We start from the raw sequence: 25365 nt of genomic DNA on the forward strand, positions 1-25365 counted from the left end.
CGTCGAATCCGCGACCTTCACCGCTTGAAGCTCGCACAGGAAGGCGAGGAGCCGTTGGCCCGCCTCAAATTCCATGACCGGGCCCGCCGCCGAGAAGGAGTGCTCCGGCCAGCTCGGTGACCTCTTCCCGGGTACGGCCGCCGTGATCCGCGGCCATGAAGTGCTTGCCGATCAGGAGCGAGAACGCGAGCAGGCAGCGGGCTTCGACCTCGTCCTCGTCGGCGAAGATCTCGCGCATGAGGGAACGCAGGTAGTCCATCCGCTGGTTGTCGACCCGCCGGAGCCGTTCGGCCACCACCGCGTCGCGCCGGGCCCAATCCCGGATGGCGAGGTCGATCGGCAGGAGACGATCGCCGGCGAGCAGCCCCGCGCGCCGGATCTTCGCCCTGGCGTCACCGCCTTCGCTCTCCACGCTCTCGAAGAGCAGGTTTGTGCTCATCCGCTCCCACGTGGCGAGCATTTCCTCCAGCAGTGCGCCCCGATCGGCGAAATGACCGTAGAAACCGCCTTTGGTGACGCCCAGGGCTTTCGCGAGCGCCTCGACGCGCACGGCGTCGGGACCTCCGGCGGCGAGGGCGTGCAGCCCAGCGTCGATCCAGGCGCTCGGCGGGGTCCGGGTTTCGGCGGCCATGGGATCACCGTATCTCCCGTCACTCCGGCACCACGAGGACGATATATACGCTACCGTATAGATGGCGGAAGTTCACTGGGAGGAACAACGACGATGACTGTCGGATTCGTGGCCACGCATTACCCGCACACCGATCATCACGACGAATTCGTCTCGCGGGTCCGGCGTGTCGCCGAGGCTTTGCGCTCCACTCCGGGCTGTCTCGCCGCCGAATGCTGGGTGACCGCCGCGGGCGACGCCGTGGTGTCGATCGTGCGCTGGGAATCCGAGGCGGCACAGGCGGCTTCGATGCAGGCCTTGGCATCGGCGGACGTGGACGTCGCCTTCGACGACCGCGAGGTCCGCCCGCGCGAGATCGTCCAGCTGGTGTCGGCATGAAACTCGCGGACACGGCCCACACCACCCGCTCGTGGCGGATCCACGAGATCGCCGGCGGCTTCGACCTCGAAGACGTCTGGGCGCTCGACACACCCGGCGGGCCGGACGATTTCGGCAAGCTGGTGAAGCAGTTCTCGTCGGGGAATTTCCCGGACGGGGCGCCGCTCCCCGTCCGGGCGCTGTGGGCGCTGCGCTGGAAGCTCGGAAACCTGCTGGGACTGGACGAACGAACCTCCGGCCTCGACACCCGCGTCGGATCACTCCGCGGCAAGCTGCCGGAAGACCTCCGCGACACTCCCACCGGACCGGACGAGGACTGGCTGCCGTTCACCCCGCTCTACCGGCTCGACGACGAATTCGCCGCCGAGATGGCGAACCGGACCATGCACGGCGTCCTGCACATCGCGTGGGTCGAAGACGGGCAGGGCGGATATCGCGGCCAGCTGGCGGTGCTGGTCAAACCCAACGGCCTGTTCGGCCGGGTCTACATGGGATTCATCAAGCCGTTCCGGTACTCGATCATCTATCCGGCACTCATGCGGATGATCGCGCGGGAATGGGCTGCCCGCTCCTGACACCGACCTCGTGAGCGGGTTCCGGAGGCGGTGTCGCGAAAGCCACTTTCGGGACATCAGACGTCTCGAAAGTGGCTTTCGCGACATGCTCACCAGGCCTCGTGAGTGGCTAGGACGATTCCAACTGTCCTGACCACTCACGAGGGCTTGGTGCGGCGGCTGCTCCGCACCAGAGTCATGTCCTTCTCCCGCACCGGTTCGCGGCAGTGCGCGCAGACGGTCTCCGGCGCGAGGACCTCGCCGCACGAATGCCGCCACACCGTCGGCGGCGGCCCCTCGGTGACGTACGCGTCGCCCCACGCCATGAGGTTCAGCAGCACGTGGTTGAGCGCGTGCCCCGCTTCGGTGAGCACGTACTCGTAGCGCGGTGGATGCTCCTCGTAGAGCCGTCTCTCGAGAATCCCCGTCTCGACGAGCTTCCGCAGCCGCGCGGTCAGGATGTCCCGGCTCGCCCCGGTGTTGCGGACGATCTGGTCGAACCGCCGCACACCGAAGAACACTTCGCGCAGCGCGAGCAGGCTCCAGCGCTCCCCGATCACCTCCATCGCGTTGGCGATCGAGCAGTCCCTCGGTCCTTCGGTCATGCGACCAGCCTAAACCGAGTGAGTCTTGATTTCCAACCCACTCGATGCCACAGTGAGTTGGAGATACCAACTCACTACTGGAGGCAGCCGTGCACGACGCGGTCATCGTCGACGCCGTCCGTACCCCGATCGGCAAGGGAAAGCCCGGTGGCGCCCTGCACGGGGTCCACCCGGTCCAGTTGCTCGCCCACACGTTGCGCGCTCTCGTCGACCGGAACGGCATCGACCCGGAGCTGATCGACGACGTCATCGGCGGCGCGGTCGACCAGGTCGGTGAGCAGGCCCAGAACGTCACGCGGTGGGCGGCCCTCGCGGCCGGGCTGCCCGAAAGCGTGCCCGCCACCACCGTCGACAGGCAGTGCGGGAGCAGCCAGCAGGCCGTGCACTTCGCCGCTCAGGGGGTGATGGCAGGCGCGTACGACGTCGTCATCGCCTGCGGTGTCGAGTCCATGAGCCGTGTCCCGATGTGGTCGAACGTGCTGCCGGGCACCGACCCGCTCGGCCCCGGCGTCGCCGAGCGCTATCCGGAAGGCCTGGTGCCACAAGGAATCAGTGCCGAACTCATCGCCGCGAAATGGTCGCTCAGCCGCCAGGCGATGGACGAGTTCGCGATGGCCTCGCACCGGAAGGCCGCCCGGGCGCACGAACTCGGGCGGTTCGCGAGCCAGATCGTGCCCATCGAGACACCGTCGGGCCGGGTCTCCACCGACGAGTCCGTCCGGCCCGGCACCGACCTCGAAACGCTCGCCAAGTTGCGCCCGGCGTTCCAGGATCCGGCCGTCGCCGCGCGTTTCCCGCAGATCGACTGGTCGGTGACCGCGGGCAACAGCAGCCCGATCAACGACGGCGCCTCCGCCCTGCTCATCACCTCCAGCGAGACCGCGGCCCGGCTGGGCCTCCGCCCGCGCGCCCGCCTGCACAGTTTCGCCGTCACCGGATCCGACCCGCTGCTCATGCTCACCGGGGTCATCCCCGCCACGGAGAAAGTGCTGCGGCGCGCGGGGCTGAGCCTGGCGGACATCGACCTCTTCGAGATCAACGAGGCGTTCGCCAGTGTCGTGCTGGCGTGGCAGCAGGAAATCGGGGCCGACCCGGCAAAGGTCAACGTCCACGGCGGCGCGATCGCGCTGGGCCATCCGCTCGGCGCGAGCGGGACACGACTGATGGGCACGCTGGTCAACGCGCTGCACCACCACGGCGCCCGGTACGGCCTGCAGGCGATGTGCGAAGGCGGCGGCCAGGCCAACGCGACCATCCTGGAGGCGTTGTGACCGGCAGGCTCCCCAAGAAGCTGGCGGACCATCCGTCGGTGCGGGCCGTGCTCGCCAAACCGCGGGACAAGCCGTCGCCGGTGATCGACGCGGCCTGGCTCAAGGAGATCTGCCTCGCCGCAGGCGCCGACGACGCGGCCGCGGTCTCGCTCGGCCATCCGGATCTCGCGGGTGAACGCGAGCACATCGAGCGCGCCCTGCCCGGCACCAAGACCCTCGTCTCGCTCGTGGTGCGGATGAACCGTGACGACGTCCGCTCCCCCGCCCGCAGCGTCGCCAACCAGGAGTTCCACCGCACCGGCGAGATCATCAACGAGGCCGGGCACACGATCGTCCGGACGCTGCAGGACGCCGGCTACCGCGCGATCAACCCGTCCGCGACGTTCCCGATGGAGATGGAGCACTATCCCGGCCGGATCTGGGTCGTCGCGCACAAGACGGTCGCCGTCGCGGCCGGTCTCGGCGCCATGGGCCTGCATCGCAACGTCATCCACCCGAAGTTCGGCAACTTCGTGCTCCTCGCGACGTTGCTCGTCGACGCCGAGGTGTCCACCTACGGCGAGGGGCTCGACTACAACCCTTGCCTGGAGTGCAAGCTCTGCGTCGCCGCCTGTCCCATCGGGGCGATCTCGAAGACCGGCGAATTCGACTTCCTCGCCTGTTCGACGCACAACTACCGCGAGTTCATGAGCGGCTTCACCGACTGGGCCCAGACCGTGGCCGACAGCGAGGACGCCGCCGACTTCCGGTCCAGGGTGACCGACTCGGAGAACGTGTCGATGTGGCAGAGCCTCGCGTTCAAGCCGAACTACAAGGCCGCGTACTGCATGGCGGTCTGCCCGGCGGGTGAAGACGTGCTCGGCCCGTACCTCGAAGACCGTCGCGGCTTCCTCGGAACCGTCGTGAAACCGTTGCAGGACAAGGTGGAGACGCTCTACGTGCGAGAGGGATCGGCGGCGAAGGCCTACGCCGAACGCCGGTTCCCGCACAAACCGGTGAAGGAGGTCGACGGCGGCTACCCGCGGCGGTAGGACCGGCCCTGCCCCGCACCCGCGGGCCTGTCCCATGCCAGGCGCTCCCCAATCTGGCGGCGAAGCCTGGGGAGGACCTTCCGCGTGATCGCGACCAAACTGGCGTTCTCGTCGCTCCGCCGCCGGGCCGCGGACCGCGAAGACGCTGCTGATCCGGCAGCGCACCGGAGAAGGCCGGATCCTGGTGCCGATCATCCTGTTCACCGGGATCGCGCGCAGTATCGAGACTGTTCGCCGCCGTGACGCTGGTGAACCGTCGTGGCCGCGATCGTCGGACGCCGCCGCGAGTTCGGTCAGCCGCGGCTGAAGGCCTGTCACATCTTCGATCCCCCACGCGTCAGGGTTACGACTGATCGATGAAGGATGGGGACCGTGGACGAACACGACTGGCTGGCACGGCGCTTCGAAGGGCACCGGACGCATCTGAGGGCGGTGGCGTACCGGATGCTCGGTTCGCTGAGCGAAGCGGACGACGCCGTGCAGGAGGCCTGGCTGCGGCTGAGCCGGTCGGACTCCGGCGACGTGGACAACCTCGGCGGCTGGCTGACCACCGTCGTCGGCCGGATCTGTCTCGACATGCTGCGCTCACGCAAATCGCGACCGGAGGAGCCGGTCGGCGCGCAGCTCCCCGACCCGATCATCGGCCGTGAGGGCGGGATCGACCCGGAACACCAGGCCCTGCTGGCGGATTCGGTCGGGCTGGCGCTGCTGGTCGTGCTCGACACCCTGGACCCCGCCGAGCGGCTGGCGTTCGTCCTGCACGACATGTTCGCCCTGCCGTTCGACGAGATCGCGCCGATCGTGGGCCGGTCCTCCGCGGCGACCCGGCAGCTCGCCAGCCGCGCACGCCGTCGTCTGCAGGGCTCGCCGACGGTCCCCGACGCGGATCTGAGCCGTCAGCGGGCCGTCGTCGACGCGTTCTTCGCCGCCGCCAGGGATGGCGACTTCGACGCACTGGTTTCGGTGCTCGACCCGGACGTCATCCTGCGCGCCGAGGGCGGCGCCGCTCCGGCGGGAACGTCGCGTTTCGTGCGCGGGGCGGCCACGATCGCGAGCCAGGCGCTCATGTTCCGGACGGCGGGCGAGGGCGGGGAGCTGCGGCCCGCGCTGGTCAACGGCGCGGCCGGGATGGTGGTCACCAAGGACGGTGTCCCGACGACGGTCTTCGCGTTCACCGTCGTGGACGGCAGGATCGCGGCGATCGACATCCTCGCCGATCCGGACCGCCTCGCCGCGCTGGACTTCGAGCCGCTCGGCTGAAATTCACGAAGGGGTTCCCTCGAGACGGATCCGTCTCGAGGGAACCCCTTCGTGACCTGCGCGCTGCCGGGATCAGGAGGTCGGGAAGTTGTCCGCGGTGCGGATGCGGTCCCGGATCCAGACACCGGCGGGCTTCAGCGGAGCCGTGCCGGTGAACGAGCTGCCCGAGCAGGTGCCCGGCTTGAACACCGCGCCCGAACGGCTGTCGTCGGAGAAGTTCCAGTTGGTCCAGCTGATCTTCTTCGACGCGAGGAAGTCGAGGTACTTCTGCGAGTTGGTGAAGTCGTTCCCGCCGTCACCGCTGGCGGTCTGGGTGCCGAACTCGGTCACGAACAGCGGGATCTTGCTGGCGGCGCGGCTCAGCGCGTTGAAGTACTCGGTTTTGTGCGACGCCGCGTAGAAGTGGAACGTGTACATGAAGTTGCTGGCGCGGACCGGGTTGTTGATGATGTCGGTCTCGTTGCGGCCGTCGGAGATGCCGAGCGAGCCCCAGCCGTGCGTGCCCACGAGCACGACGCCGTCGGAATCCTGGGCGCGGATGACCGGGATCATCTGCTCCGCGTAGCTGCGGACCCGGTCCCAGCTGACGTTGTTGGGCTCGTTGGCGATGTCGTAGATGATGTTGGTCTTGTCCTTGTGCCGCTGGGCGATCTCGGTGAAGAACGTCTTGGCGCGGCTGAGGTTGGCGTTCGGGTCGCCGGGGGTGAGCTGGTGCCAGTCGACCAGGGCGTACATCCCGCGTTTGGTGGCCTCTTCGATGTACCCGTGCACCATGTCGGTGAACTTGCGCGGGTCGGTCTCGTAGCCGCCTTCCTGGATGTACATCGAGATCCGGAGGACGTCGGCCTTCCAGTCGTTGGCCAGCGCGTCGAGCGAAGCGGTCTTCACGCACTGGCTGTACCACTGAATCCCGTGGGTGCTCATGCCACGGAGCTGGATCGGCTTGCCGGCGGAGTTGCAGAGCTGGAGGCCGCAGACCTTCAGCTGTCCGTTGATCGCCGCCGGGCTGCCCGGCGGCAGCGCGGCGGCTGCCTGCGTTGCGGGCTCTGCCGCGGTCTCGGTCGCCATCGAGGTGCTCGCGGCCGCGACCGGTGCCAGCAGTCCGGCGGCCAGTGCGGCCGTCACCCGGAGACGGATCTTGTCCCAACGCATTCGGCTTCTCCTCTCGCGTCGACGGCACCGACGTTGGCGCGCCGACGGTCAGGCGGCGGAGTTAAATAGGAAACTTTCCTTACTATTGGAAAGTAAAGGGAAGATTACCCACAGGGTCGACGGACGGTCAAGGGTCCACCACCCACCGTTTCGACGACCACTGGCATGCTCGGAGCGTGACGACCATCGTGGCCTTCCACGCCCATCCGGACGACGAAGCCCTGCTGACCGGCGGCACCCTCGCCCGCGCCGCCGCGGACGGCCACCGTGTCGTCCTCGTCGTCGCCACCATCGGCATGCGGGGCGCTGACGCGTCGCGCCGGGCCGAACTCGACGCGAGCGCGAAGATCCTGGGCGTCGCGCGGGTCGTCCATCTCGGCTACGCCGGCAGCGGTCACGGCGCGATCCTCTATCCGGACCCGCCGGGCTGGGTCCGTTTCGTCCGCGCGAGCACCGACGAAGCGGCGGCTCGGCTTGTGGCGATCCTGCGCGAGGAGGGCGCTTCGGTTCTGCTGAGCTACGACCGCGACGGCGGCTACGGTCACCGCGACCACGTCAAGGTGCACGAGGTCGGCAAGCGGGCGGCGGAACTCGCAGGCGACGTCCGGCTGCTGGAGGCCACGATCCCCCGCGACGTCGTCGCGCGCCTGGTGCGGATCGTGCGCCTGGCACGGATCCCGTTCCGCTATGACGTCGACGCGCTTCTCCGTGCCTACAGCGCCAAGTCCGAGATCACGCATACCTTCGACATCCGGCGCTTCGCACGCCAGAAGCAGGCCGCGATAGCCGCCCATTCCTCGCAGGTGAAGGGGAACGGCAGGCTCGCGCCACTGATGCGCGTGATCACCCGGCTTCCGGCGCCGCTCTTCGGTCTCGCGTTCAGCCGCGAGTGGTACGCCGACGCGACACCGCGAGGCTCACGCTCCTGAGCGTCGGGCGCGGTACGCGGCGGCCTTCACCCGGTTCTGGCAGGCCAGCCCGCAGAACCGCTTGATCTGCGCCTGGCTCGCGTCGATGTACACCTGGTCGCACCGCGGCGCCGCGCACAACCCGACGCGATGCGGGATGTCGTCGCCGAGCGCCGCGGCCACCGACACCGCGAGACCCGCCGCCCACTGCTGGACGAGGTCGGCCTCAGGACCGTGGAAACGCAGCTGCCACGACTGTTCGCCGTGGCGATGCAGCGACGGCCGGGCCTTGCTGTCGACGAGCATCCGGTTGAGCAGCCCGGCCGCCCGGTCCGATTCCCGCCGGGACAGCGACTCGATGATCTCCCGCAGGCGCGAGGCGAGATTCCGCAGCCGCTCCGCGGTCAGGAGGTCGACCTGGCCGTTTCCGGTTCCGAGCGCTTCAGTGGCGGCGCGGATCAGGTCCTGGCCCTGAAGGGCGGGTTTCGGCCTGCCGTGGACATGCTCCCCGGTCAACGCGTTGACCAGCGTGACCCCGGTTTCCAGCCGCATCGCGTGGTGCTCGTCAGCCATTCCGCCCCTCCCCACGGACGTCACTGGTTCGCAGGACGCCCGCGGTGACGCTAGCAAAGGCAGGCGACACCGCAAGGACGGTGAAGGCTTTTGGAGCAACGGTATTCGGCGAACGGCACAGCCGAAGTCCACTATGGACAGAGAGCTGCGGTCCGGCGCCTTCCCGCCGAAAGTCCGTGAAGGCCTCCTTCCCTACCCTCAACGTAGGGAAGGAGGCCTTCACGGACGCGTCACCACCGAGGCGGGCCCGCGTCCACGATCTTCTGCGAAAGCTCCAGCGGGTCGAGATGCATCAGCGACTCCATCCACCACGTCATCCCCGCCTGCCCCAGCGCGGGCAGGTCGACCTTGATCGGCTCCTCCCACGCCGGGCTCGCGTTCCCGGCGACGGCGACGTCGAAGGGGCGCCCAGGCTCCAGCCCGGCGAGACCGAGCGCGCGGTGGGTCTCCGCGATCTCCTCGGCGGTCGGCGTGTGGTCCTCCGGATTCGGGAAGATCCCGTCGCACAACGCCGCCCGCCGGACGACTCGCGGGTTGTCGGTGGAGCTCGCCACCCAGATCGGGATCGGGAACGGCTCGGGCGGGGCCTCGGCGAGCGCGACCTGATAGTGCGCGCCGTCGTGGTCGAAACGCCTGCCGGACCAGATCGCGCGGATGACGTCGAGACCCTCGTCGAACATCGCCGACCGGGTCAGCAGGTCGGTCTGCTCACCGAACCGGCTGAAGTCGCCGGATTCGTCCGAACCGAGCCCGGTGCCGAGGATCAGCCGCCCGCCGGAGAGCCTGCTGACCGTCGACGCGTGTCGCGCCACCACCCACGGCCGCCGCCGGGCGGGCGGGGTGATCATCGGGCCGAACAGCAGGCGGCTGGTGGCGTGCGCGATGGCGCCGAGCGTCGTCCACGGATCCGCGATGGGCATGGTGTCCGCGACGACGTGGTCCCACAGGAAGAACCCGTCCCAGCCCGCGGCCTCGGCGCGCACGGCGAGGTCGACGAGCACCCCCGGCTCACCGAACGGGCCGAAAGGCGGCAGATAGACGGCATGGCGGACCGCGCTGCCGGTCAAGTCGATCAACTCCCCAACGTCATCGTCGAAGTCCCCGGACGGCCGCTTGTTTACGCCGTTCACCCACGTTAGCGTCCCGAGGATGACGGACGCCGGTGAACGATCGACGAAGTGGCCGGAGCATCGGGGAAGGTTACGCCGGGTGCTGTCCTCGATGGTCGCCGTCTCACTATGCGCGACACTTTCGGCGGTGGACGCGTCCGCATCGCAGGACGACGGCTGGTCCCGGGACTTCTACTGGGGCGTCGCGTCGTCGGGTTACCAGTCCGAGGGCAGTGCTCCGGACAGCAACTGGAAGCGGTTCGTGGACCGGTCCGCCGGGAAGGACGGCGTCGACGAATATCGCGACTCCGTGGACTTCCGGCACCGCTACGCCGACGACATCCGTCTCGCGTCCGGGCTCGGCGTCAACACCTACCGCTTCGGCATCGAGTGGGCCCGCGTCGAGCCCGCGCCAGGACGGTGGGACGAAACCGAACTGGCCTTCTACGACGACGTGCTCCGGCAGGTCCGCGCCGCGGGCATGACCCCGATGATCACCCTCAACCACTGGGTGTACCCGGGCTGGGCGCTCGATCAGGGCGGCTGGGCCGAGTCGCGGACGGCCGACGCGTGGCTGGAGTTCTGCCGGAAGATCGTCCAGCGCTACGCCGGGCAGGACGTCCTCTGGGTGACGTTCAACGAGCCGCTGATCTTCCTCAAGAACGAACAGAAGGTCGGGGCGCTGAACGCCACGCGGTACTTCGCGGCGCAGTCCAACGTCGTCCAGGCACACCGGCGGGCCTACGACCTGATCCACGAACTCGACCCGACCGCGAAGGTCACCAGCAACCAGGCCTACATCACCGGCGTCAACGGGATGGCCGACTGGTTCTTCCTCGACCAGGTCAAGGACAAGCTCGACTTCATCGGGATCGACTACTACTACGGCCTGAGCATCGACAACTGGACCGTGTTCGCCGCCGCCGGCGACAGGTTCTGGGACGTGAAGCTCCAGCCCGAAGGCATCTACTACGCGCTGCGCAGCTACCACAACCGGTTCCCGCGCCTGCCGCTCTACATCGTCGAGAACGGCATGGCGACCGACAACGGGAAGCTCCGCGACGCGGACTACTCCCGCGGCGATCACGTCCGCGACACCGTGTACTGGCTCCAGCGGGCGAAGGCCGACGGGATGAACCTCATCGGCTACAACTACTGGAGCCTCACCGACAACTACGAATGGGGCAGCTATCGGGCCCGGTTCGGACTGTACACAGTGGACGCGCTCACCGATCCCGCGCTGAGCAGGCGCCCCACGGACGCCGTTCCCGCCTACCAGGGTCTGGTGGCGGCGGGTGGCGTGCCGCAGGGCTTCCGGCTCAAGCGCGGCCCGGGGACCTGTTCCCTTGTGGACGGGCTCGACAGCTGCCTCAATCCGGCCAAAGTGGACGGACCGCTCATGCCGCTGAAGTGACCAGTTCCAGCCGCCTGCCCTCGAACGTCCGCCGCATCCGCCGGTCGTGGGTGACGACCACGAGCGCGCCGGAGTACTCCGCGAGCGCCTGTTCCATCTCCTCCACGAGATCCGGGACGAGATGGTTCGTCGGCTCGTCGAGCAGCAGCAGATCGGTCGTGGCCGTCACCAGCCTGGCCAGTTCGAGCCTGCGCCGCTGCCCGATGGACAGCTCCCGGACCGGCTTGCGCAGATCCGGCGCCCGGAACAGGCCGAGCGACAGCAACCTCTCGGCCGCCTCGTCCTCGTCACCGTTCCCGGCGAAGACCGCCAGAACGGTTCGAGCGTCCGCGGCGAGTCCGCCGTTCTGGTGGAGGAACCCGATCCGGCCCGTCCGTTCCGCCGACCCCGTCGAGGGAGCCAGCTCGCCGGCGAGCACCCGCATCAGAGTCGTCTTACCCGCCCCGTTGGGCCCGGTCACGAGGACCCGCTCGCCCGGCGACACGCTGAGCGACGTCCGAGGCAGGCGGCCGTCGACCGACACGTCGTCCACCTTCACGACGTACTGATCGGCTTCGGTCTCCCCCGCGGCGATCCGCGCGGTGAACCGGAGCGGCTCGGGCGGCGGCGGGACACGGTCCGCTTCGAGGCGCTGGATCCGCTCGCGCGCCGACCGGATCCGGCTCATCGCCCCGTGCGCCCGCGACCGGGCCCGGAACGCGCCGGCCCCGCTGAAGGCCGCCGGAGCCTTGCGCGGGATCGCCGAGAACCGGTCGATGTTGACGTCCGCCATCCGTTCGTAGCGGGCTTTCTCCAACCTCCACTCCTCGTACTCCCGGACCCAGCGAGCCCGTGCAGCCTCCTTTGCCGCGAGATAGCCCGAGTAGCCGTCGCCGTGGCGCTGCACGGTCCGGCGGTCGGCGTCGACCTCCAGGATCGTGCTGGTGACCCGGCTGAGGAACGTCCGGTCGTGGGTGATCGCGACGATCCGGCCGCGATGCCCGCGAAGATGGTTCTCCAGCCAGGCGACGGCTTCGTCGTCGAGGTCGTTGGTCGGTTCGTCCAGCAGCAGCAATTCCGGCGAAGCGGCCAGGGTGGCCGCGAGCGCGAGCCGCGACCGCTGGCCGCCGGACAGGCTGCCCAGCGCGCGGCCTCGATCGAGGCCCGGCTGCCCGAGCCCGTGCAGCGCGACCTCCACCCTGGCGTCGGCCTCGTAACCACCACGGGCTTCGTAGGCGGCCGTCAAGTCGCCGTACGCGGCCAGGTCTTCGGCGGTTTCGAGCGACGTTTCGGCCGCCCGCAGCCGCGACTCCAGGTGCCGGATGTCGGCAAGGGCGAGGTCGATCGCGTCGCCGACCGTGGCGGTGTCGGGCAGTTCCAGCGTCTGCGGGAGATAGCCGACACCCCCGGGCGCGGTGACGGTCACCATGCCGTTGTCCGCCAGGTCCCGGCCGGCGATCAGCCTCAGCAACGTGGACTTGCCCGAGCCGTTGTCGCCGATCACGCCCGCCTTCTCCCCCGGTTTGACGGTGAAGGAGACCTGGTCGAGTACGACATGGTCGTCGAAACGCTTGGTGACACCGGAGAGCACGAGTTGTGTTCCGGGATTTCGATACGGGGTACGCACAGGGGCGTCCTCCTGATTCTCGCAAGGGAAGAAGGACATGCGGAAGGACGCGGCCCGGCGGAGCGAAGGCTCTACGCCAGGGCCGCGTCGAAGGCGAGAATCACAGAGTGAAGAAAATCCCCATGTCGAAGACGGTAGCGGGGGAACGCGGACGGGTAAAACGAATTAAAGGTTGTGTACGGGTTCACAGAGTGGTCTGTGTCCCCATACCGCGACAGCGGCGCCCCGGTGACCGAGAATCGAAGACGGAGGTTTTCGCGGTCTGAGGGAATGGGGTTCCTCGTGCACGGGTCCAGCGGTCCGATCGCCCGGTTCGGGCGACGGCTCTTCCCTGGTCGCAATTCGCTGGCCCGAGGCTCCGACCGGTTCGAAGCCCTGGTGCTCAAGCTGGTCATCCTCGCGGCGTTGCTCGCCATACCGGTCGCGGCCGCCGTCGGCTCCGCCAACCACGGCAGGCAGGTCGCCGCGGCCGCCGTCGACGCGACCGGGCGTCAGGCCGCCACCGCGTATCTGCTGACGGCCGCGCCCGTCCGCATCGTCGACAGCGAGAGCGTCGGGACCGACGACTCCACCACCCAGGCGACCTGGACCGACTCACGCGGAGCTAGGCACACCGGAGCCGTCCTCGCGGCGCCGGGTAGCCCCGCGGGAACGGCGGTGCCGATCTGGATCGACGCCCGCGGTGAGCTCACCGCCGCCCCGAGGAACGCGTCGACGGCGGTGTTCGATTCGGTGCTCGTGGGTCTTTGGCTCTGGTTCGCGGTGGTCGGCTCGCTCGTCCTGTTCCACCGGGTCGTCCGGCTGGTGCTCGACCGGCAGCGCGCAGCGGCCTGGGAGCGCGCTTGGGCGGTGTACCCGCGGTCCGGTTCCTGGCCCTGAGCCCGGCGGCGAAGGCAAAGCGCCTCGGCTAGGGTGCCCCGCATGCGCATCATGATCTCGGCGGACATGGAGGGCGCCACCGGCGTCACCTGGACCGAGGACGTCATCCCCGGTACCGAGCAGTGGCAACGATTCCGTCGCCTGTTCACCGGTGACGTCAACGCCACCATCGCGGGCCTGTTCGATTCCGGCGCCACCGACGTGCTGGTCAACGAGGCGCATTCGTCCCAGCGGAACCTCCTGCTCGAAGACCTCGACGGGCGCGCGCGCATGCTCACCGGCAGGCACAAGCCGCTCTCGATGATGCAGGGCATCGACACCTGCGTGGACGGCGTCGTCTTCCTCGGCTACCACGCCGGCGCGGGGTTCGACGGCGTCCTGTCCCACACGTACCTGGAGAACCAGATCACCGGCGTGTGGCTCGACGACGTGCCCGCCAGCGAAGGCAGGCTGAACGCCGCGATGGCCGCCGAATACGGCGTTCCGGTGCTCGTCGTCTCCGGTGACGACAAGGCCTGCGACGACGCCCAGGACTACGCGCCGGAGGCCGAACTGGTCACGGTGAAGGAATGCGTCAGCCGTTACGCCGCGATCTGCCTGCCGCCCGCGAGGACGGCCGAACTGCTGAGCTCGGCGGCGGCGGACGCGATGAACCGGGCGGGCCGGGTCGAGCGGTTCACCACGCCGCACCGGATCGAGGTCGAGTTCGACGCGACCCACCTCGCACAGGCCGCGGCGGTGATCCCGACGGTGGAACAGATCGGCGTGCGGCGGGTCGGCTTCGACGCGCCGGACATGACCGAAGCGATGAAGGCGTTCAAGATCGTCACGGCGATCGCGGCCGGGGCGGTGCAGGGTATCTATGGCTGAGCTCGAAACGCGGGGCGAACTTCCCGACGCGGGAGCGGGTTCCCGGAACAACGCCGACCTGGATGTCGTCGAAGTCTGTTCGCGGCTGATCCGGTTCGACACCACGAACCGCGGCGACGGGGACTCCGAGGGCGAGCGCGATGCGGCCGAGTACGTGGCATCGCTGCTTTCGGGACTCGGGATCGGTTCGAAGATCATCGAGTCCGCGCCCCGCCGCGCGAACGTGATCGCCCGGGTGCCCGGCACCGACCCGAGTCTGCCCGCGCTGCTCGTCCAAGGACATCTCGACGTCGTCCCGGCCGACGCCGCCGACTGGTCGGTGGATCCATTCTCGGGCGAGGTCCGCGACGGGTTCCTCTGGGGCCGCGGCGCGGTCGACATGAAGGACTTCTGCGCGATGGTGCTCGCCGCCCTCGCCACCGGTGTCCGGCCGCGGCGGGACATCGTCCTCGCGTTCGTGGCCGACGAGGAGGACAAGGGCGAGTACGGGGCGCACTGGCTCGCCGCGGCGCACCGGGACCTGTTCGACGGCTGCGCGGTCGCGATCAGCGAGTCGGGCGGGTACACCTATCACGTCCCCGCCGCCGACGGCCGGACCGTGCGGCTCTATCCGGTGGCGACGGCCGAACGCGGCACGGCGCACCTGCGCCTGACCGCCAAGGGCCGCGCGGGCCACGGATCGCGTCCCAACGACGAGAACGCGGTGACCCGGCTGGTCACCGCGCTCGGCGAGATCGCCGCGCACCGCTGGCCGGTCCAGCTGACCCCGACGGTCCAGGCGTTCCTCGAACGCACCGGGGAAGCGCTCGGCGTCCCGATCGATCTGTCCGATGTGGACGGAACAATCGCGCGGCTCGGGCCCGCCGGTGCGCTGGTCGTGCCGACCGTCCGCAACAGCACGACGCCGACCATGCTCGACGCCGGCTACAAGGTGAACGTGATCCCGACTTCGGCCGAGGCCCAGGTGGACGTCCGTGTCCTCCCCGGCTCCGAACCGGAGCTGCTCGCCGAGCTCGACGCGATGCTCGGCGAGGGCGTCACCCGCGAGTTCGTCGCGCACCAGCCGCCGGTCCAGGCTCCGGTGGATTCGCCGTGGTTCGACGCGATGGCGGACGCGCTGCGCTCGCAAGACCCCGACGCCGTCGTCGTCCCCTACTGCATGGGCGGCGGCACGGACGCGAAGGCGTTCAGCCCGCTCGGGATCGACTGCTACGGCTTCGCGCCGTTGTGGCTGCCGGAAGGCTTTCCGTACCGAGCGATGGCGCACGGCGTGGACGAGCGCGTCCCGGTCGAGGGCCTGCGGTTCGGCACCCGGGTGCTGCGGCACTTCCTGGAGAACTGCTGAGGAACCACGCGAAACCGGCCGTCCGGTGCCTTTCATGCGAATTTCATGAAGGCTCCATAACGTCAGCGGCGTGAGACCTCTGACTTCGCGCGTCCTGGCGGGCGTCCTCCTGATCGGCCTCGGCACGGCTCTCCCGGCGTGCCGGAGCGGATTCACGATCCCGCGTCCCGACGCCGCATCCGCGACGTCCACCTCGGACTCCGCTCCCCCTACTGAGACGCAGACCCTGACCGTGACGCCCACGGCACCCTCGACGTCATCCGCACCCGGTCTCGAACCCGCCGCGATCGACCGGGTGTTCCAGGTCTACATGAACGGGCTGGCCAATCACGACATGACCGCGTTGCGCAGCGGTACCTGCCCGCGGCTGCGGGCGACGCTCCTGGGGTTCGAACTCCACGGGCACTACGTCGAGCGCTGGGAGATGCTGCCGTACTCCGTCCCGCCGGACCAGGAGTTCGTGACGGTTCAGGCCAAGGTCACGCAGCGGAACGCGCGCAACGGCGAACTCGCGGGCGACGTCGTCTATTCCTGGTATGTCGAGCGGAACGAGGACACGAACTACTACGTTTGCGGGTGGCTCGACTACGAATGACCCAAGGAGGCCGCTGGTGGGCTCTGTCGCGCGACTCGCCCGGGACGAACGTGCCGACTTCGCAGCGTTCCTGCGAACGCTGTCCCCCGAGCACTGGGACGCGCCGACGTTGTGTTCGGAGTGGACGGTCCGGCAGGTGGTCGCCCACGTCGTCGACTACGACGCCCAGCGGTTCCGCGATCTGGCAGGCCAGGCCGTCCGCGGCGGGCTGCGGCTGAACCGGATGAACGCGCTCGGTGTCGCACGGAATCCCGGCCGGACACCGGAGGAGCTGATCGCGCGGTTCGAGGAGCACCTCGAACCGCGCGGCCTGACCTCGGCGTTCGGTGGGCGGGTGGCGCTGCTCGACGGGATCCTCCATCACCAGGACATCCGGCGCCCGCTGGGGTTTCCCCGTGAGGTGCCGCCGNCCCCCCCCCCCCCCCCCCCCCCGCGGCCTGACCTCGGCGTTCGGTGGGCGGGTGGCGCTGCTCGACGGGATCCTCCATCACCAGGACATCCGGCGCCCGCTGGGGTTTCCCCGTGAGGTGCCGCCGGACCGGTTGCGTCACGCCCTGGCTTTCGCCCGCTACGCACCGCCGATCAAGGCGCGCAAGCGGGCGCGCGGGCTCCGGCTCGTCGCCACGGATGTCGGCTGGTCGGCCGGATCCGGACCGGAAGTCCGCGGCCCCGGGGAGGCTCTCCTGCTGTCGATCGCCGGCCGGGCAGCGGCATTGGACGAACTTTCCGGGCCAGGGGCGGCGGTCCTCGCGTGCGCCCGGACGGGATCATCGCCTGGGCCGACGCCTCCGCCGACCAGGCGCGCAAGCTGCTCGACATCGCGATCCAGCGCTGGGCCGGCTGACTCGACAGCGCGGTGGAACGGCTCAAAGGAGCCCCAAGCGCCAGCTCCGACGGACGGGGCATCGCGACCGTCACACCGCCATGATCACCCTGTCGGGCCACGGGTCCGTAGAATCCGGTGACGATGCGACGTTTCCGGTGGTGGTGGGGTGCTCTCGCGCTCACGTTCGTGGTGGTTCTCGTCGGGTTCATTGCCTTTACCGGGTCGGAAAGCCGCCCAGGGCAACCGTCCCCGCGCCAAGGGCCGCCGGGGACGGGGCCGCTGACGGTCGTCGCCATCGGCGACAGCACCGTGTCCGGCGAGGGCGCGGGCGATTACACGCCCACGACCAACGGGCAGGGCGGCAACTGGTGCCACCGCTCCCCCAACGCCTTCGTCGAGCAGATCAAGATCCCCGACGTCACCGCGCGGGTGAACCTCGCGTGTTCGGGGGCGCCGTCGGAGCAGATCGCCCTCGGCGAAGCCAAGCAGTGGACCGAGCCGTCTCAGGCCCAGCAGCTCGCGAACCTGATCAAGGACCATCGGGTCGCGGCGGTGGTGATCGCGATCGGCGCGAACGACGAGCCGAAGTTCTCCGCTCAGGTCAACGAATGCTTCAAGGCCTGGTTCTCCCCGCAGAACCCGCCGTGCAGCGCGGCGCTTCGCACCACGTGGAAGTCCAAAGTGGACGCCATGGTGCCGAAGGTGACCAACGCCGTCGCCGACGTGAAGAAGGTGCTGGCGCAGGCGGGTTACGTGCCGGCGGACTATCAGCTCGTGCTGATGTCGTACGCCTCGCCTGTCGGCCCCCAGATCCCGGAGGCCCTGCGCAGCCTCAACGGTTGCCCGTTCCGCACCGAGGACCTGGAGTGGATGCGCCGCGACGGCGTCTCCGTCCTGTCGGACGGGCTCAAGCAGGCGTCGAGGGCGACCAGCGCGCGGTTCCTGGACCTCTCGCGGGCGGGCGCCGGGCACGAGGCGTGCAGCAGCGACCCGGCGAACGAGTGGTTCAGCAGGCTGACGCTGCAGCTGCGGGACCTCGGCCAGGTGGACCGCGCGAGCCACGCGCTGCAGGAGTCGTTCCACCCCAACGCGAACGGCCACGCGCAGATCGCGAACTGCCTCAACGAATTCCTCGCCGCCCGCGGCGGCAACGCGTCGTGCCTCTCCGGCCCCGACGGCAAACTGCACGCCGCGCCCGAGGTGATCGCGCGCTAATCGCGTGCTGGGAGACGCGACACGTGCTTGGAGGCGCAACTCGCGTGTTTGAAGGCGCGACACACGTGATCGGAGACGCGACTCGCGTGCTTGGAGACGTAACACGCGTGTTCGGGGACGCGACTCGCGTGGCTAGAGGTCGAGGGCGGCGCGCAACGCGATGTCGATGCGCTCCTGGACCTCTTGGTCGATCTCCGCGATCTTCTCGTCGAACCACGGCCGGTACAGGCGCGTGAGGTTCAACGTGGAAACCCAGTACCGCGCGTCGACGGCGACGCCGAGGATGTCCTGCGGATCACGGTCCAGCAGTTCGGTGCCGAGCAGCCACGGCCGCTCGGACTCGTTCACCCCGTCCGAGGACAGCAGGACGACGGTGCGCTGCCGTGCCGGTTCGGTCGGAGGGTGGTACGTCCAGACTTCACCCCTGTGCACGCAGATCCTTCTCCGCGGCGGTCAGCTCGGCCTCGTCCGATTCGGCGGACGGTTCGACCGGGGCGCGCTGCGGGGTGTAACCGGTGCGGACGGCCTCCCTGCGGGCGGCTTTGGACAACCACGACGAGACCGAGATCCCGTGTGCCTTCGCGGCCCGCTCGGCGAACTCGAGCGCACCACTGTCGAGTGAGAGAGTGACCTTACGTGTTGCCATACCTTTTATCGTACCAGCGCCGCGCAAGCCCGCCCCTTTTCTCGTCTCACAGGGTGGGCGAGCGGCCCTCGAACGGCGTCGACAGCACCACCGTGGTCCGGGTCGAGACCTTCGCGGACTCGCGGATACGGCGGAGCAGGTCCTCCAGGCCGAGCGGCGACGCCACTCGGACCAGGAGGATGTACGACTCGTCCCCGGCGACCGAGTAGCAGGACTCGATCTCCTTGATGTGCTCGAGACGCTGCGGGTAGTCGTCCGGGGCCGCCGGATCGTTCGGCGTCAGCGAGATCAGCGCCGTGAGCGGCAGCCCGATCTGCTCGCCGTCGAGCCGCGCGGTGTACCCGAGGATGACCCCGCGCTGCTCCAGGCGGCGCACCCGCTGGTGCACCGCCGACACCGAAAGCCCGACCCGCTCCGCCAGATCGGTGAAACTGCGCCGTCCGTCCGCGGCCAGTTCCTGCACGATGGCCTGATCCAGCGGCTCCAGGGAACCGGTCATGCGTCGAGCACGATCAGGTCGTGCGGGCGCTGGTTGACCGGCTCGACGCCGTCCTCGGTGACGACGACGATGTCCTCGATGCGGGCGCCCCAGCGGCCCGGCTGGTAGATGCCGGGCTCGACGCTGAAGGCCATGCCCGGTTCGAGCGGCAGCGCGTTGCCCTTGATGATGTAGGGCTCTTCGTGCACGTCGAGGCCGATACCGTGGCCGGTGCGGTGGATGAAGTATTCGCCGTAACCGGCCTCGGCGATGATGTCGCGCGCGGCGGCGTCGATCGACTCGGCGGTGACGCCCGGGCGGACGGCGTCGACAGCGGCCTTCTGGGCACGCTGCAGGACGGCGTAGGTCTCGGCGACGTCGGCGTCACGCGGCTCACCGACCGCGTACGTGCGGGTGGAGTCGGAGTTGTAGCCCTCGGCGATCGGGCCGCCGATGTCGACCACGACGACGTCGCCGCGCTCGATGACCCGGTCGGAGACGTCATGGTGCGGGCTGGCGCCGTTGGGGCCCGAGCCGACGATCACGAAGTCCGCGTGGGTGTGGCCCTCTTCGACGATCGCGGCGGTGATGTCCGCGCCGACCTCGGCCTCGGTGCGGCCGGGGCGCAGCCATTCGTGCACGCGGGCGTGCACGCGGTCGATGGCGGCACCCGCGTCGCGCAGCGCCTGGATCTCGGCGGCGTCCTTGCGCATCCGCAGTTCGCGCACGATCGGCCCGGCGAGTGTCTGCTCCGCGTCGCCGAGCGCGCCGCGGAAGGCGAGCACGTGCAGCGCCGGGGTGAAGTCGCTGACCGCGACGCGTCCGGGCTTGCCCAGCCGGTCGGCGACCAGTTGGTAGGCGTTGTCACCGTCGACCCAGGTGACGATCTCGATGCCGAGTTCGTCGGCGGGGACGTCGGCGTAGCCGGGTGCCTCCAGCTTCGGCAGCACCAGCGCCGGGACGCCGTCCGCCGGGATCACCAGCGTGGTCAGCCGTTCGAAGGAGCCCCCGGCCTGGCCGATGAGGTAGCGCAGGTCCGAGCCGGGTGCGATCAGCAGGGCGTCGGTGCCGGCGGCGGCCGCGGCGGCGCGGGCCCGGTCGAGGCGGGCGCGGAGGCTGGCGGCGTCGGGGGCTGGGTTGTGAAGGGAACGGCGCGACATGAAGGCGAGCCTAGTCGGTCCGCGCCCCTTGGCTCACCGGCCGGTCACCCCCGATCGGGGCGGGATCGTCGAGCCCGCGCCAGACCCGGAAGATCGCCGGGAAGGTCGTGGCGATCAGGTACAGGCCACCGAACACGCCGAGCGCGCCGACGAGCCCGATCCCGTCCAGCAGCAACCCGGCGGCCATCGAGCCGAGCGGCGCCGCGGCGAGTACTCCGCCCACGAGAAGGCTGAGCACGCGCCCCCGCACGGCCTCCGGCACCCGTTCGTAGACCGCCGGGAGCACGATCGGATTCAGCGCGCCCGCGCCGATCCCGGCGACCACGAGCCCGGCCAGCAGCACGGGCGGCGCGGGCTCCAGGGCGAGCAGGGCGAAACGCGGTGCGCCCTCGATCCCCACGGCCACGAGGATCGCCGTCCGCCGCGAGACGCGGTGGCCCACCCAGCCGTAGAGCGCCGAGCCGAGCAGAGCGCCCGTCGCGACCGCGGTGATCATCGCTCCGATGAGCGCGGTGCTGTGCAGGACCTGGTCTCCGTATGCCGGGTACAGGACACCGAGCAGGCCGAAGTCGAGGCTGCTGGTCAGCATCAGCATGCCGACGACGGCGCGCAGCACCGCGTCCCGTTTGACGTACCCGAGCCCTTCGCGCAATTGCTTGAGATATCCGCCCGACGACGGTCTCGGCGGGCCGGCCGCGACCGGGATCAACGCGAACACCAGCGCCGAGGACAGCATGAGCGCACCCGCGTCGACGAACAGCACCGGCACCGGACCGATCAGGGCGATCAGCGCGCCGGCGGCGGGTCCGCCCACCATCCGGCCGGTTCTCATCGCCGCCTCGACGGCGCTCGCCGCCCGGCTCACGCCGACACCGCCGAGTTCGGCCACTCCGGGGAGCAGCACCTGCTTCGCCGTGTCGGCAGGACCTCGGGAAACGCCCATCACGAACGACAAGGCGATCAGCCCCGGCAGGCTGAGCCCCGTCGTGCCCATCGCGAGCGGGATCAGCAGCACCGTGCCGGTGGTCAGCAGATCCGCGCCGACGCTCGCCCGCCGCGTGCCGACGCGGTCCACGATCGGGCCGCCCAGCAACGCGGCGACCATCAGGCCCAGCACCTCGGCCGCGGTGACGAGGCCGGTCTTGGTGCCGCTGCCCGTGCTCTGCAGCACGAACCAGGGGATCGCGAGCAACGTCATCATCACTCCGGCCGAGGAGATCCCCGAAGCCACGACCAGAGCCCCCAGCGGCGTCCGGCTCATGGCGTCTCCGGCCGGGACTTCCTCGGGAAGGCCGCCCAGTGCACGCGGACCTGGGTGTCGCCGTCCTTCTCCGGACGGCGGTAGCGGGCGATCACGTCGAGGATCTCGTCGCTCAGCGCGGCGGCCTCGTCCGGTGTCAGCGAGAGGGGCGAGTCGTGGAAGCTGACCTTGTCGATCCATTCGTCGGCCCAGTCCCGCACTTCGGCGACGAACTGCGCTTCGGCGGCGTAGCGCCGCTCGATCATCGTGTGGGCGTACGCGTTGAACGGACCGGCGAGATCGGGGTCGTCGATGAAGTCCCGGGCGCGCATCTGGTCACCCTCGTGCACCGCCTTCCACCACCGGTCGCGCCTGCTGCCGCGCTCGGTGTCCTCCGTGATGAGCCCGGATTCGGCCAGCTGACGCAGATGCCAGCTCGTGGTCCCGGAGCTCTCCCCCACCCGTTTCGCCAGCCCGGACGCCGTCGCCGGACCGTCCTCCCGCAGCAACTCCAGGATCTTGACGCGCAGTGGATGCGACAGCGCCCGCAGGATGCGGCCGTCGACCCGCGCGAGATACCTCTCACTCTTCCCCATGCGCCATACCGTACAACCGCAAAGACTTCTCTGCAAAGAGTTCTCTGCGATTGGATCCTGATATGCGGCGATTCTGGAGTTTGACTTCAAGTTAAGTACAGGTTTTACGGTCTTGGCATGACAACGAACCCGACTTACCAACTCGCCGTCGTGATCAGCAGCGTCCGCGAGGGCCGCTTCGCGCCCGTCGTCGCGAACTGGTTCCTCGACCGCGCCAAACAGCGCGACGACGTCACCCTGTCCGTCATCGACCTCGCCGAAAGTCCCGGCGATCTCTCGCCCGGCGTCGCCGCCGCGGACGCCGTCGTCGTGATCGTCCCCGAGTACAACCACAGCTACCCCGGCCCGCTCAAGACCGCGCTCGACGCCACCGGCCCCGAATGGCACGGGAAACCGGTCGCCTTCGTTTCGTACGGCGGGATCTCGGGCGGCCTGCGCGCGGTGGAGCACCTGCGCCCGGTCTTCGCCGAACTCCACGCCGCCACGATCCGCGAGACCGTCAGCTTCCCGTACGCCTGGAACCACTTCGGCCCGGACGGTACGCACGACGACTTCGAAGGCGCCTCCGCCGCGGCCACCACGCTGCTGAATCAGCTGAACTGGTGGGCCAACGCCCTCCGCGACGCGCGCCGGGCGCGGCCGTACGCGGCCTGACGATGTCCGTGGAGGACCCGGCTGGGGGTCGGGTCCTTCACGCACATCCGAGGCCGGACGTGGCAGGCTGTCCGCGTGACCGGACCACTCGCTCTCCTCGATTCCGCGAGCCTCTACTTCCGCTCGTTCTACGCGCTGCCCGATTCGATGACCGCCCCCGACGGGACACCGGTCAACGCGGTGCGCGGATTCACCGACACCATCGCGCGGATCCTCGTCGACCGGCGGCCTTCCCGGCTCGTGGCGTGCCTCGACGCTGACTGGCGGCCGAAGTTCCGCACCGATCTGCTGCCCAGCTACAAGGCGCACCGGGTGGCCGAAGAGGTCCCGGAAGGCAGCGACGTCGAAGAGGTGCCGGACACGCTGACGCCGCAGGTGCCGATCATCCTGGAGCTGCTGGAGGCCTTCGGGATCGCGACGGCCGAGGCGGCCGGGTACGAGGCCGACGACGTCATCGGCGCGCTGGCGATCCGTGAGAAGGAGTCCCCCGTCGAGGTCATCACGGGTGACCGCGACCTATTCCAGCTGGTCCGCCACGAACCGACGGCCACGGTGGTCATCTACGTCGGCAAGGGCTGGAACAAGGCCGAGGTCCTCGGCCCGGAGGAGATCGCCGCCAAGTACGGCATCCCGGCGGCGAACGCGGGCCCCGGATACGCCGACATGGCGGCGCTGCGCGGCGACCCGTCGGACGGGCTGCCCGGCGTCGCCGGGATCGGTGAGAAGACGGCGGCGAAGCTGATCACCCAGTTCGGTTCGCTGCAGGAACTGATCGAGGCTTCCAACGCCGGCGACTCGCGGGTGCCGCTCAAGACCCGGCTCCGGCTGTCCGAAGCCGCCGACTATCTCGCGGTCGCCCCGACCGTCGTCCGGGTCGCCGCCGACGCGCCGGTCGAACAGTCCCGCCCGGACGTCGTCCCGTCCGAGCCCGCCGACCCGGCCAAGGTCGCGGAACTCGCGGAGCGCTGGAATCTCGGCCGTTCGGTGGAACGTCTGCTGGCCGCGCTCCCGAATTCATGAGCAACACCGAGGCCGACCCGGCCGAGCTGCTGTGCTCCGAACGACCGGGCGAAGGCGTCACCGTGCTGACCCCGCGCGACGTCCCGCTCGGCGGTCCACGCGCGATCCGGGTCCGCCGGACACTCCCCCAGCGCCAACGATCCTTGATCGGCGCCTGGTGTTTCGCGGACCACTACGGCCCGCAGGACGTTTCGGAGTCCGGCGGGATGGACGTCGCGCCGCATCCGCACACCGGGCTGCAGACCGCGAGCTGGCTGTTCAGCGGCGAGATCGAACATCGCGACAGCATCGGCACCACCGCCGTGGTGCGGCCCGGAGAGCTCAACCTGATGACCGCCGGGCACGGCATCGCGCATTCCGAGGTCACCACAGTGTCCACATCGGACACCTCGGTCCTGCACGGTGTCCAGCTCTGGATCGCGCTGCCGGACGAACACCGTGACACCGCAAGGGACTTCCGGCACTACGCGCCGCCGCTGGTCGAACTGCCCGGCGCGACCGCCCGGGTCTTTCTCGGCAGCCTCGCCGGGACGACGTCGCCGGTCCCGGCGTTCACTCCCCTGCTGGGCGCCGAACTCACGATCGAGCCCGGGGCGAACTTGGCGCTCGACGTCGACCCGGCCTTCGAACACGGTGTCCTGCAGGACATCGGCTCCGTCACCGTCGCCGGGGCCGCGCTGGGCACCGGGGAGCTCGCCTACCTCGCGCCTGGCGCCGGACGGCTCGAACTGACGAACTCCGGCGGCGAACCGGCTCGGGTGCTCCTGCTCGGCGGGACCCCGTTCACCGAGGAACTCGTCATGTGGTGGAACTTCGTGGGCCGGAGCCACGAGGAGATCGCCGAGTACCGCGAGGCTTGGCAGGCACAGGCGGACCGGTTCGGTCACGTGGAGGGCTACCAGGGCAGCACGGCGTGGCTGCCCGCTCCCGCGCTGCCGCAGGTGCGGATCAAGCCTCGCCGCAATCCCTCGTGAGTGGTAAGGACGGTTAGAACCGTCCTTACCACTCACGAGAACCCGAGGCGCTCGGTACCGCCGGGTGCGGAGGCTTGGCCGGGGGTTGCGAAAGCCACTTTCGCAACGTCGAAGGTTGCGAAAGTGGCTTTCGCAACGTCGGCCGTGGCCAGGCCTGGTGATCATGTCGCGAAAGCCACTTTCGAGACGTCTGGCGTCCCGAAAGTGGCCTTCGCGACACCGGCTCCAGGCCNCGAAAGCCACTTTCGCAACGTCGAAGGTTGCGAAAGTGGCTTTCGCAACGTCGGCCGTGGCCAGGCCTGGTGATCATGTCGCGAAAGCCACTTTCGAGACGTCTGGCGTCCCGAAAGTGGCCTTCGCGACACCGGCTCCAGG

Annotated in this window: 28 protein-coding genes and 1 pseudogene; 17 read left to right on the forward strand and 12 right to left on the reverse strand. The window is 69.5% G+C overall.

Going from position 1 to position 25365, the window contains the following annotated elements; translation table 11 throughout:
• Nucleotides 1-64: 64 nt before the first annotated feature.
• Nucleotides 65-631: a TetR/AcrR family transcriptional regulator gene (locus tag ACXIZN_RS12970; protein ID WP_457954594.1), complete on the reverse strand. Its 567-nt coding sequence runs from the start codon at nucleotides 629-631 to the stop codon at nucleotides 65-67.
• A gap of 93 nt (nucleotides 632-724) precedes the next feature.
• Between ACXIZN_RS12970 and ACXIZN_RS12975 the strand changes: the two genes are divergently transcribed.
• Both ACXIZN_RS12975 and ACXIZN_RS12980 read left to right on the forward strand, forming a co-directional pair.
• Nucleotides 725-1009: an antibiotic biosynthesis monooxygenase gene (locus tag ACXIZN_RS12975; protein ID WP_457954596.1), complete on the forward strand. Its 285-nt coding sequence runs from the start codon at nucleotides 725-727 to the stop codon at nucleotides 1007-1009.
• Complete coding sequence (locus tag ACXIZN_RS12980) at nucleotides 1006-1584, forward strand: DUF2867 domain-containing protein (protein WP_457954598.1); 579 nt, start codon at nucleotides 1006-1008, stop codon at nucleotides 1582-1584. The genes ACXIZN_RS12975 and ACXIZN_RS12980 overlap by 4 nt, the downstream gene beginning before the upstream one ends.
• Nucleotides 1585-1721: 137 nt before the next feature.
• On the opposite strand, the gene ACXIZN_RS12985 is transcribed toward ACXIZN_RS12980, so the two are convergent.
• Entirely contained in the window at nucleotides 1722-2168 is a 447-nt protein-coding gene (locus ACXIZN_RS12985; RefSeq protein ID WP_457954599.1) for a winged helix-turn-helix transcriptional regulator, read from the reverse strand.
• Between the two features lie 89 nt (nucleotides 2169-2257).
• On the opposite strand from ACXIZN_RS12985, the gene ACXIZN_RS12990 reads away from it, so the two are divergent.
• From ACXIZN_RS12990 to sigJ, 3 genes are all read left to right on the forward strand, one after another.
• On the forward strand, nucleotides 2258-3439 hold the full coding sequence (locus ACXIZN_RS12990) for a thiolase family protein (protein ID WP_457954601.1): 1182 nt from the start codon (nucleotides 2258-2260) through the stop codon (nucleotides 3437-3439).
• A complete protein-coding gene (locus ACXIZN_RS12995; RefSeq protein ID WP_457954602.1) occupies nucleotides 3436-4470 on the forward strand; it encodes a (4Fe-4S)-binding protein in 1035 nt (344 codons plus the stop codon). Before ACXIZN_RS12990 ends, ACXIZN_RS12995 begins: the two co-directional genes overlap by 4 nt.
• A 372-nt stretch (nucleotides 4471-4842) precedes the next feature.
• Nucleotides 4843-5730, forward strand: coding sequence for an RNA polymerase sigma factor SigJ (sigJ, locus tag ACXIZN_RS13000; protein WP_457954603.1), 888 nt, complete (start codon nucleotides 4843-4845; stop codon nucleotides 5728-5730).
• Nucleotides 5731-5802: 72 nt separating this feature from the next.
• Here sigJ and ACXIZN_RS13005 read toward each other — a convergent pair whose 3' ends face one another.
• Nucleotides 5803-6882, reverse strand: a complete 1080-nt coding sequence (locus tag ACXIZN_RS13005) for a glycoside hydrolase family 5 protein (RefSeq protein WP_457954604.1) — start codon at nucleotides 6880-6882, stop codon at nucleotides 5803-5805.
• 176 nt (nucleotides 6883-7058) lie between these two features.
• Here ACXIZN_RS13005 and ACXIZN_RS13010 point away from each other — a divergent pair, with 176 nt between their 5' ends.
• Nucleotides 7059-7811, forward strand: coding sequence for a PIG-L deacetylase family protein (locus tag ACXIZN_RS13010; protein ID WP_457954606.1), 753 nt, complete (start codon nucleotides 7059-7061; stop codon nucleotides 7809-7811).
• Here the strand turns inward: ACXIZN_RS13010 and ACXIZN_RS13015 are convergent.
• The gene (locus tag ACXIZN_RS13015; RefSeq protein WP_457954608.1) at nucleotides 7800-8363 is read right to left on the reverse strand and encodes a CGNR zinc finger domain-containing protein; all 564 of its coding nucleotides are present in this window, start codon (nucleotides 8361-8363) and stop codon (nucleotides 7800-7802) included. The genes ACXIZN_RS13010 and ACXIZN_RS13015 overlap by 12 nt on opposite strands.
• Before the next feature lie 230 nt (nucleotides 8364-8593).
• A complete protein-coding gene (locus ACXIZN_RS13020; protein ID WP_457954609.1) occupies nucleotides 8594-9439 on the reverse strand; it encodes an LLM class flavin-dependent oxidoreductase in 846 nt (281 codons plus the stop codon).
• Between the two features lie 181 nt (nucleotides 9440-9620).
• Between ACXIZN_RS13020 and ACXIZN_RS13025 the strand changes: the two genes are divergently transcribed.
• Entirely contained in the window at nucleotides 9621-10886 is a 1266-nt protein-coding gene (locus tag ACXIZN_RS13025) for a family 1 glycosylhydrolase (protein WP_457960507.1), read from the forward strand.
• Here the strand turns inward: ACXIZN_RS13025 and abc-f are convergent.
• On the reverse strand, nucleotides 10870-12492 hold the full coding sequence (abc-f, locus tag ACXIZN_RS13030) for a ribosomal protection-like ABC-F family protein (RefSeq protein ID WP_457954611.1): 1623 nt from the start codon (nucleotides 12490-12492) through the stop codon (nucleotides 10870-10872). The two genes, ACXIZN_RS13025 and abc-f, sit on opposite strands and share 17 nt — an antisense overlap.
• Before the next feature lie 282 nt (nucleotides 12493-12774).
• Here abc-f and ACXIZN_RS13035 point away from each other — a divergent pair, with 282 nt between their 5' ends.
• The 7 genes and pseudogenes from ACXIZN_RS13035 (at nucleotide 12775) to ACXIZN_RS13065 (ending at nucleotide 18222) form a co-directional block, all read left to right on the forward strand.
• Nucleotides 12775-13371, forward strand: coding sequence for an Rv1733c family protein (locus tag ACXIZN_RS13035; RefSeq protein ID WP_457954613.1), 597 nt, complete (start codon nucleotides 12775-12777; stop codon nucleotides 13369-13371).
• A 42-nt stretch (nucleotides 13372-13413) separates the two neighbouring features.
• Nucleotides 13414-14241, forward strand: a complete 828-nt coding sequence (locus ACXIZN_RS13040; RefSeq protein ID WP_457954615.1) for a M55 family metallopeptidase — start codon at nucleotides 13414-13416, stop codon at nucleotides 14239-14241.
• The gene (locus tag ACXIZN_RS13045) at nucleotides 14234-15586 is read left to right on the forward strand and encodes a M20/M25/M40 family metallo-hydrolase (RefSeq protein WP_457954616.1); all 1353 of its coding nucleotides are present in this window, start codon (nucleotides 14234-14236) and stop codon (nucleotides 15584-15586) included. The genes ACXIZN_RS13040 and ACXIZN_RS13045 overlap by 8 nt, the downstream gene beginning before the upstream one ends.
• A 70-nt stretch (nucleotides 15587-15656) precedes the next feature.
• Nucleotides 15657-16181 carry a hypothetical protein gene (locus ACXIZN_RS13050; RefSeq protein ID WP_457954618.1) on the forward strand — a complete coding sequence of 175 codons (525 nt, stop codon included), beginning with the start codon at nucleotides 15657-15659 and terminating at the stop codon, nucleotides 16179-16181.
• Nucleotides 16123-16707 carry a maleylpyruvate isomerase family mycothiol-dependent enzyme gene (locus tag ACXIZN_RS13055; RefSeq protein WP_457954620.1) on the forward strand — a complete coding sequence of 195 codons (585 nt, stop codon included), beginning with the start codon at nucleotides 16123-16125 and terminating at the stop codon, nucleotides 16705-16707. The genes ACXIZN_RS13050 and ACXIZN_RS13055 overlap by 59 nt, the downstream gene beginning before the upstream one ends.
• Nucleotides 16643-16825 (forward strand): annotated as a pseudogene (locus ACXIZN_RS13060) (maleylpyruvate isomerase family mycothiol-dependent enzyme); the annotation flags it as partial. The gene ACXIZN_RS13055 and the pseudogene ACXIZN_RS13060, both read left to right, overlap by 65 nt.
• A 323-nt stretch (nucleotides 16826-17148) precedes the next feature.
• Nucleotides 17149-18222, forward strand: a complete 1074-nt coding sequence (locus tag ACXIZN_RS13065; protein WP_457954622.1) for a GDSL-type esterase/lipase family protein — start codon at nucleotides 17149-17151, stop codon at nucleotides 18220-18222.
• Between the two features lie 132 nt (nucleotides 18223-18354).
• On the opposite strand, the gene ACXIZN_RS13070 is transcribed toward ACXIZN_RS13065, so the two are convergent.
• From ACXIZN_RS13070 to ACXIZN_RS13095, 6 genes are read right to left on the reverse strand one after another with little or no spacing between them, the layout of a single operon-like run.
• Nucleotides 18355-18654 (reverse strand): hypothetical protein, encoded by a 300-nt coding sequence (locus ACXIZN_RS13070; RefSeq protein WP_005150941.1) that lies wholly within the window; start codon nucleotides 18652-18654, stop codon nucleotides 18355-18357.
• Nucleotides 18641-18868: a hypothetical protein gene (locus ACXIZN_RS13075; protein ID WP_007035425.1), complete on the reverse strand. Its 228-nt coding sequence runs from the start codon at nucleotides 18866-18868 to the stop codon at nucleotides 18641-18643. Before ACXIZN_RS13075 ends, ACXIZN_RS13070 begins: the two co-directional genes overlap by 14 nt.
• Before the next feature lie 46 nt (nucleotides 18869-18914).
• The gene (locus ACXIZN_RS13080; protein WP_016334198.1) at nucleotides 18915-19367 is read right to left on the reverse strand and encodes an Lrp/AsnC family transcriptional regulator; all 453 of its coding nucleotides are present in this window, start codon (nucleotides 19365-19367) and stop codon (nucleotides 18915-18917) included.
• Entirely contained in the window at nucleotides 19364-20506 is a 1143-nt protein-coding gene (locus ACXIZN_RS13085) for a M24 family metallopeptidase (RefSeq protein ID WP_457954623.1), read from the reverse strand. Before ACXIZN_RS13085 ends, ACXIZN_RS13080 begins: the two co-directional genes overlap by 4 nt.
• A gap of 10 nt (nucleotides 20507-20516) precedes the next feature.
• On the reverse strand, nucleotides 20517-21767 hold the full coding sequence (locus ACXIZN_RS13090) for an MFS transporter (RefSeq protein ID WP_457954624.1): 1251 nt from the start codon (nucleotides 21765-21767) through the stop codon (nucleotides 20517-20519).
• Complete coding sequence (locus ACXIZN_RS13095) at nucleotides 21764-22342, reverse strand: ArsR/SmtB family transcription factor (RefSeq protein WP_126732888.1); 579 nt, start codon at nucleotides 22340-22342, stop codon at nucleotides 21764-21766. The genes ACXIZN_RS13090 and ACXIZN_RS13095 overlap by 4 nt, the downstream gene beginning before the upstream one ends.
• Nucleotides 22343-22459: 117 nt before the next feature.
• Between ACXIZN_RS13095 and ACXIZN_RS13100 the strand changes: the two genes are divergently transcribed.
• From ACXIZN_RS13100 to ACXIZN_RS13110, 3 genes are all read left to right on the forward strand, one after another.
• The gene (locus ACXIZN_RS13100) at nucleotides 22460-22996 is read left to right on the forward strand and encodes an NADPH-dependent FMN reductase (protein WP_457954625.1); all 537 of its coding nucleotides are present in this window, start codon (nucleotides 22460-22462) and stop codon (nucleotides 22994-22996) included.
• A 75-nt stretch (nucleotides 22997-23071) separates the two neighbouring features.
• On the forward strand, nucleotides 23072-24016 hold the full coding sequence (locus ACXIZN_RS13105) for a 5'-3' exonuclease (protein ID WP_457954627.1): 945 nt from the start codon (nucleotides 23072-23074) through the stop codon (nucleotides 24014-24016).
• Nucleotides 24013-24990: a pirin family protein gene (locus tag ACXIZN_RS13110; RefSeq protein WP_457954629.1), complete on the forward strand. Its 978-nt coding sequence runs from the start codon at nucleotides 24013-24015 to the stop codon at nucleotides 24988-24990. The genes ACXIZN_RS13105 and ACXIZN_RS13110 overlap by 4 nt, the downstream gene beginning before the upstream one ends.
• Nucleotides 24991-25365: the final 375 nt, after the last annotated feature.

It is taken from the genome of Amycolatopsis sp. TRM77291, assembly GCF_054166285.1.

Coding starts and splice junctions, on each gene's coding strand:
- ACXIZN_RS13015 (WP_457954608.1), bottom strand. CDS start 8,363: ATGGCTGACGAGCACCACGCGATGCGGCTGGAAACCGGGGTCACGCTG.
- ACXIZN_RS13110 (WP_457954629.1), top strand. CDS start 24,013: ATGAGCAACACCGAGGCCGACCCGGCCGAGCTGCTGTGCTCCGAACGA.
- ACXIZN_RS13080 (WP_016334198.1), bottom strand. CDS start 19,367: ATGACCGGTTCCCTGGAGCCGCTGGATCAGGCCATCGTGCAGGAACTG.
- ACXIZN_RS13005 (WP_457954604.1), bottom strand. CDS start 6,882: ATGCGTTGGGACAAGATCCGTCTCCGGGTGACGGCCGCACTGGCCGCC.
- ACXIZN_RS13045 (WP_457954616.1), top strand. CDS start 14,234: ATGGCTGAGCTCGAAACGCGGGGCGAACTTCCCGACGCGGGAGCGGGT.
- ACXIZN_RS12970 (WP_457954594.1), bottom strand. CDS start 631: ATGGCCGCCGAAACCCGGACCCCGCCGAGCGCCTGGATCGACGCTGGG.
- ACXIZN_RS12985 (WP_457954599.1), bottom strand. CDS start 2,168: ATGACCGAAGGACCGAGGGACTGCTCGATCGCCAACGCGATGGAGGTG.
- ACXIZN_RS13075 (WP_007035425.1), bottom strand. CDS start 18,868: ATGGCAACACGTAAGGTCACTCTCTCACTCGACAGTGGTGCGCTCGAG.
- ACXIZN_RS13085 (WP_457954623.1), bottom strand. CDS start 20,506: ATGTCGCGCCGTTCCCTTCACAACCCAGCCCCCGACGCCGCCAGCCTC.
- ACXIZN_RS13090 (WP_457954624.1), bottom strand. CDS start 21,767: ATGAGCCGGACGCCGCTGGGGGCTCTGGTCGTGGCTTCGGGGATCTCC.
- ACXIZN_RS13065 (WP_457954622.1), top strand. CDS start 17,149: ATGCGACGTTTCCGGTGGTGGTGGGGTGCTCTCGCGCTCACGTTCGTG.
- ACXIZN_RS13100 (WP_457954625.1), top strand. CDS start 22,460: ATGACAACGAACCCGACTTACCAACTCGCCGTCGTGATCAGCAGCGTC.
- ACXIZN_RS13040 (WP_457954615.1), top strand. CDS start 13,414: ATGCGCATCATGATCTCGGCGGACATGGAGGGCGCCACCGGCGTCACC.
- ACXIZN_RS12975 (WP_457954596.1), top strand. CDS start 725: ATGACTGTCGGATTCGTGGCCACGCATTACCCGCACACCGATCATCAC.
- ACXIZN_RS13095 (WP_126732888.1), bottom strand. CDS start 22,342: ATGGGGAAGAGTGAGAGGTATCTCGCGCGGGTCGACGGCCGCATCCTG.
- ACXIZN_RS12980 (WP_457954598.1), top strand. CDS start 1,006: ATGAAACTCGCGGACACGGCCCACACCACCCGCTCGTGGCGGATCCAC.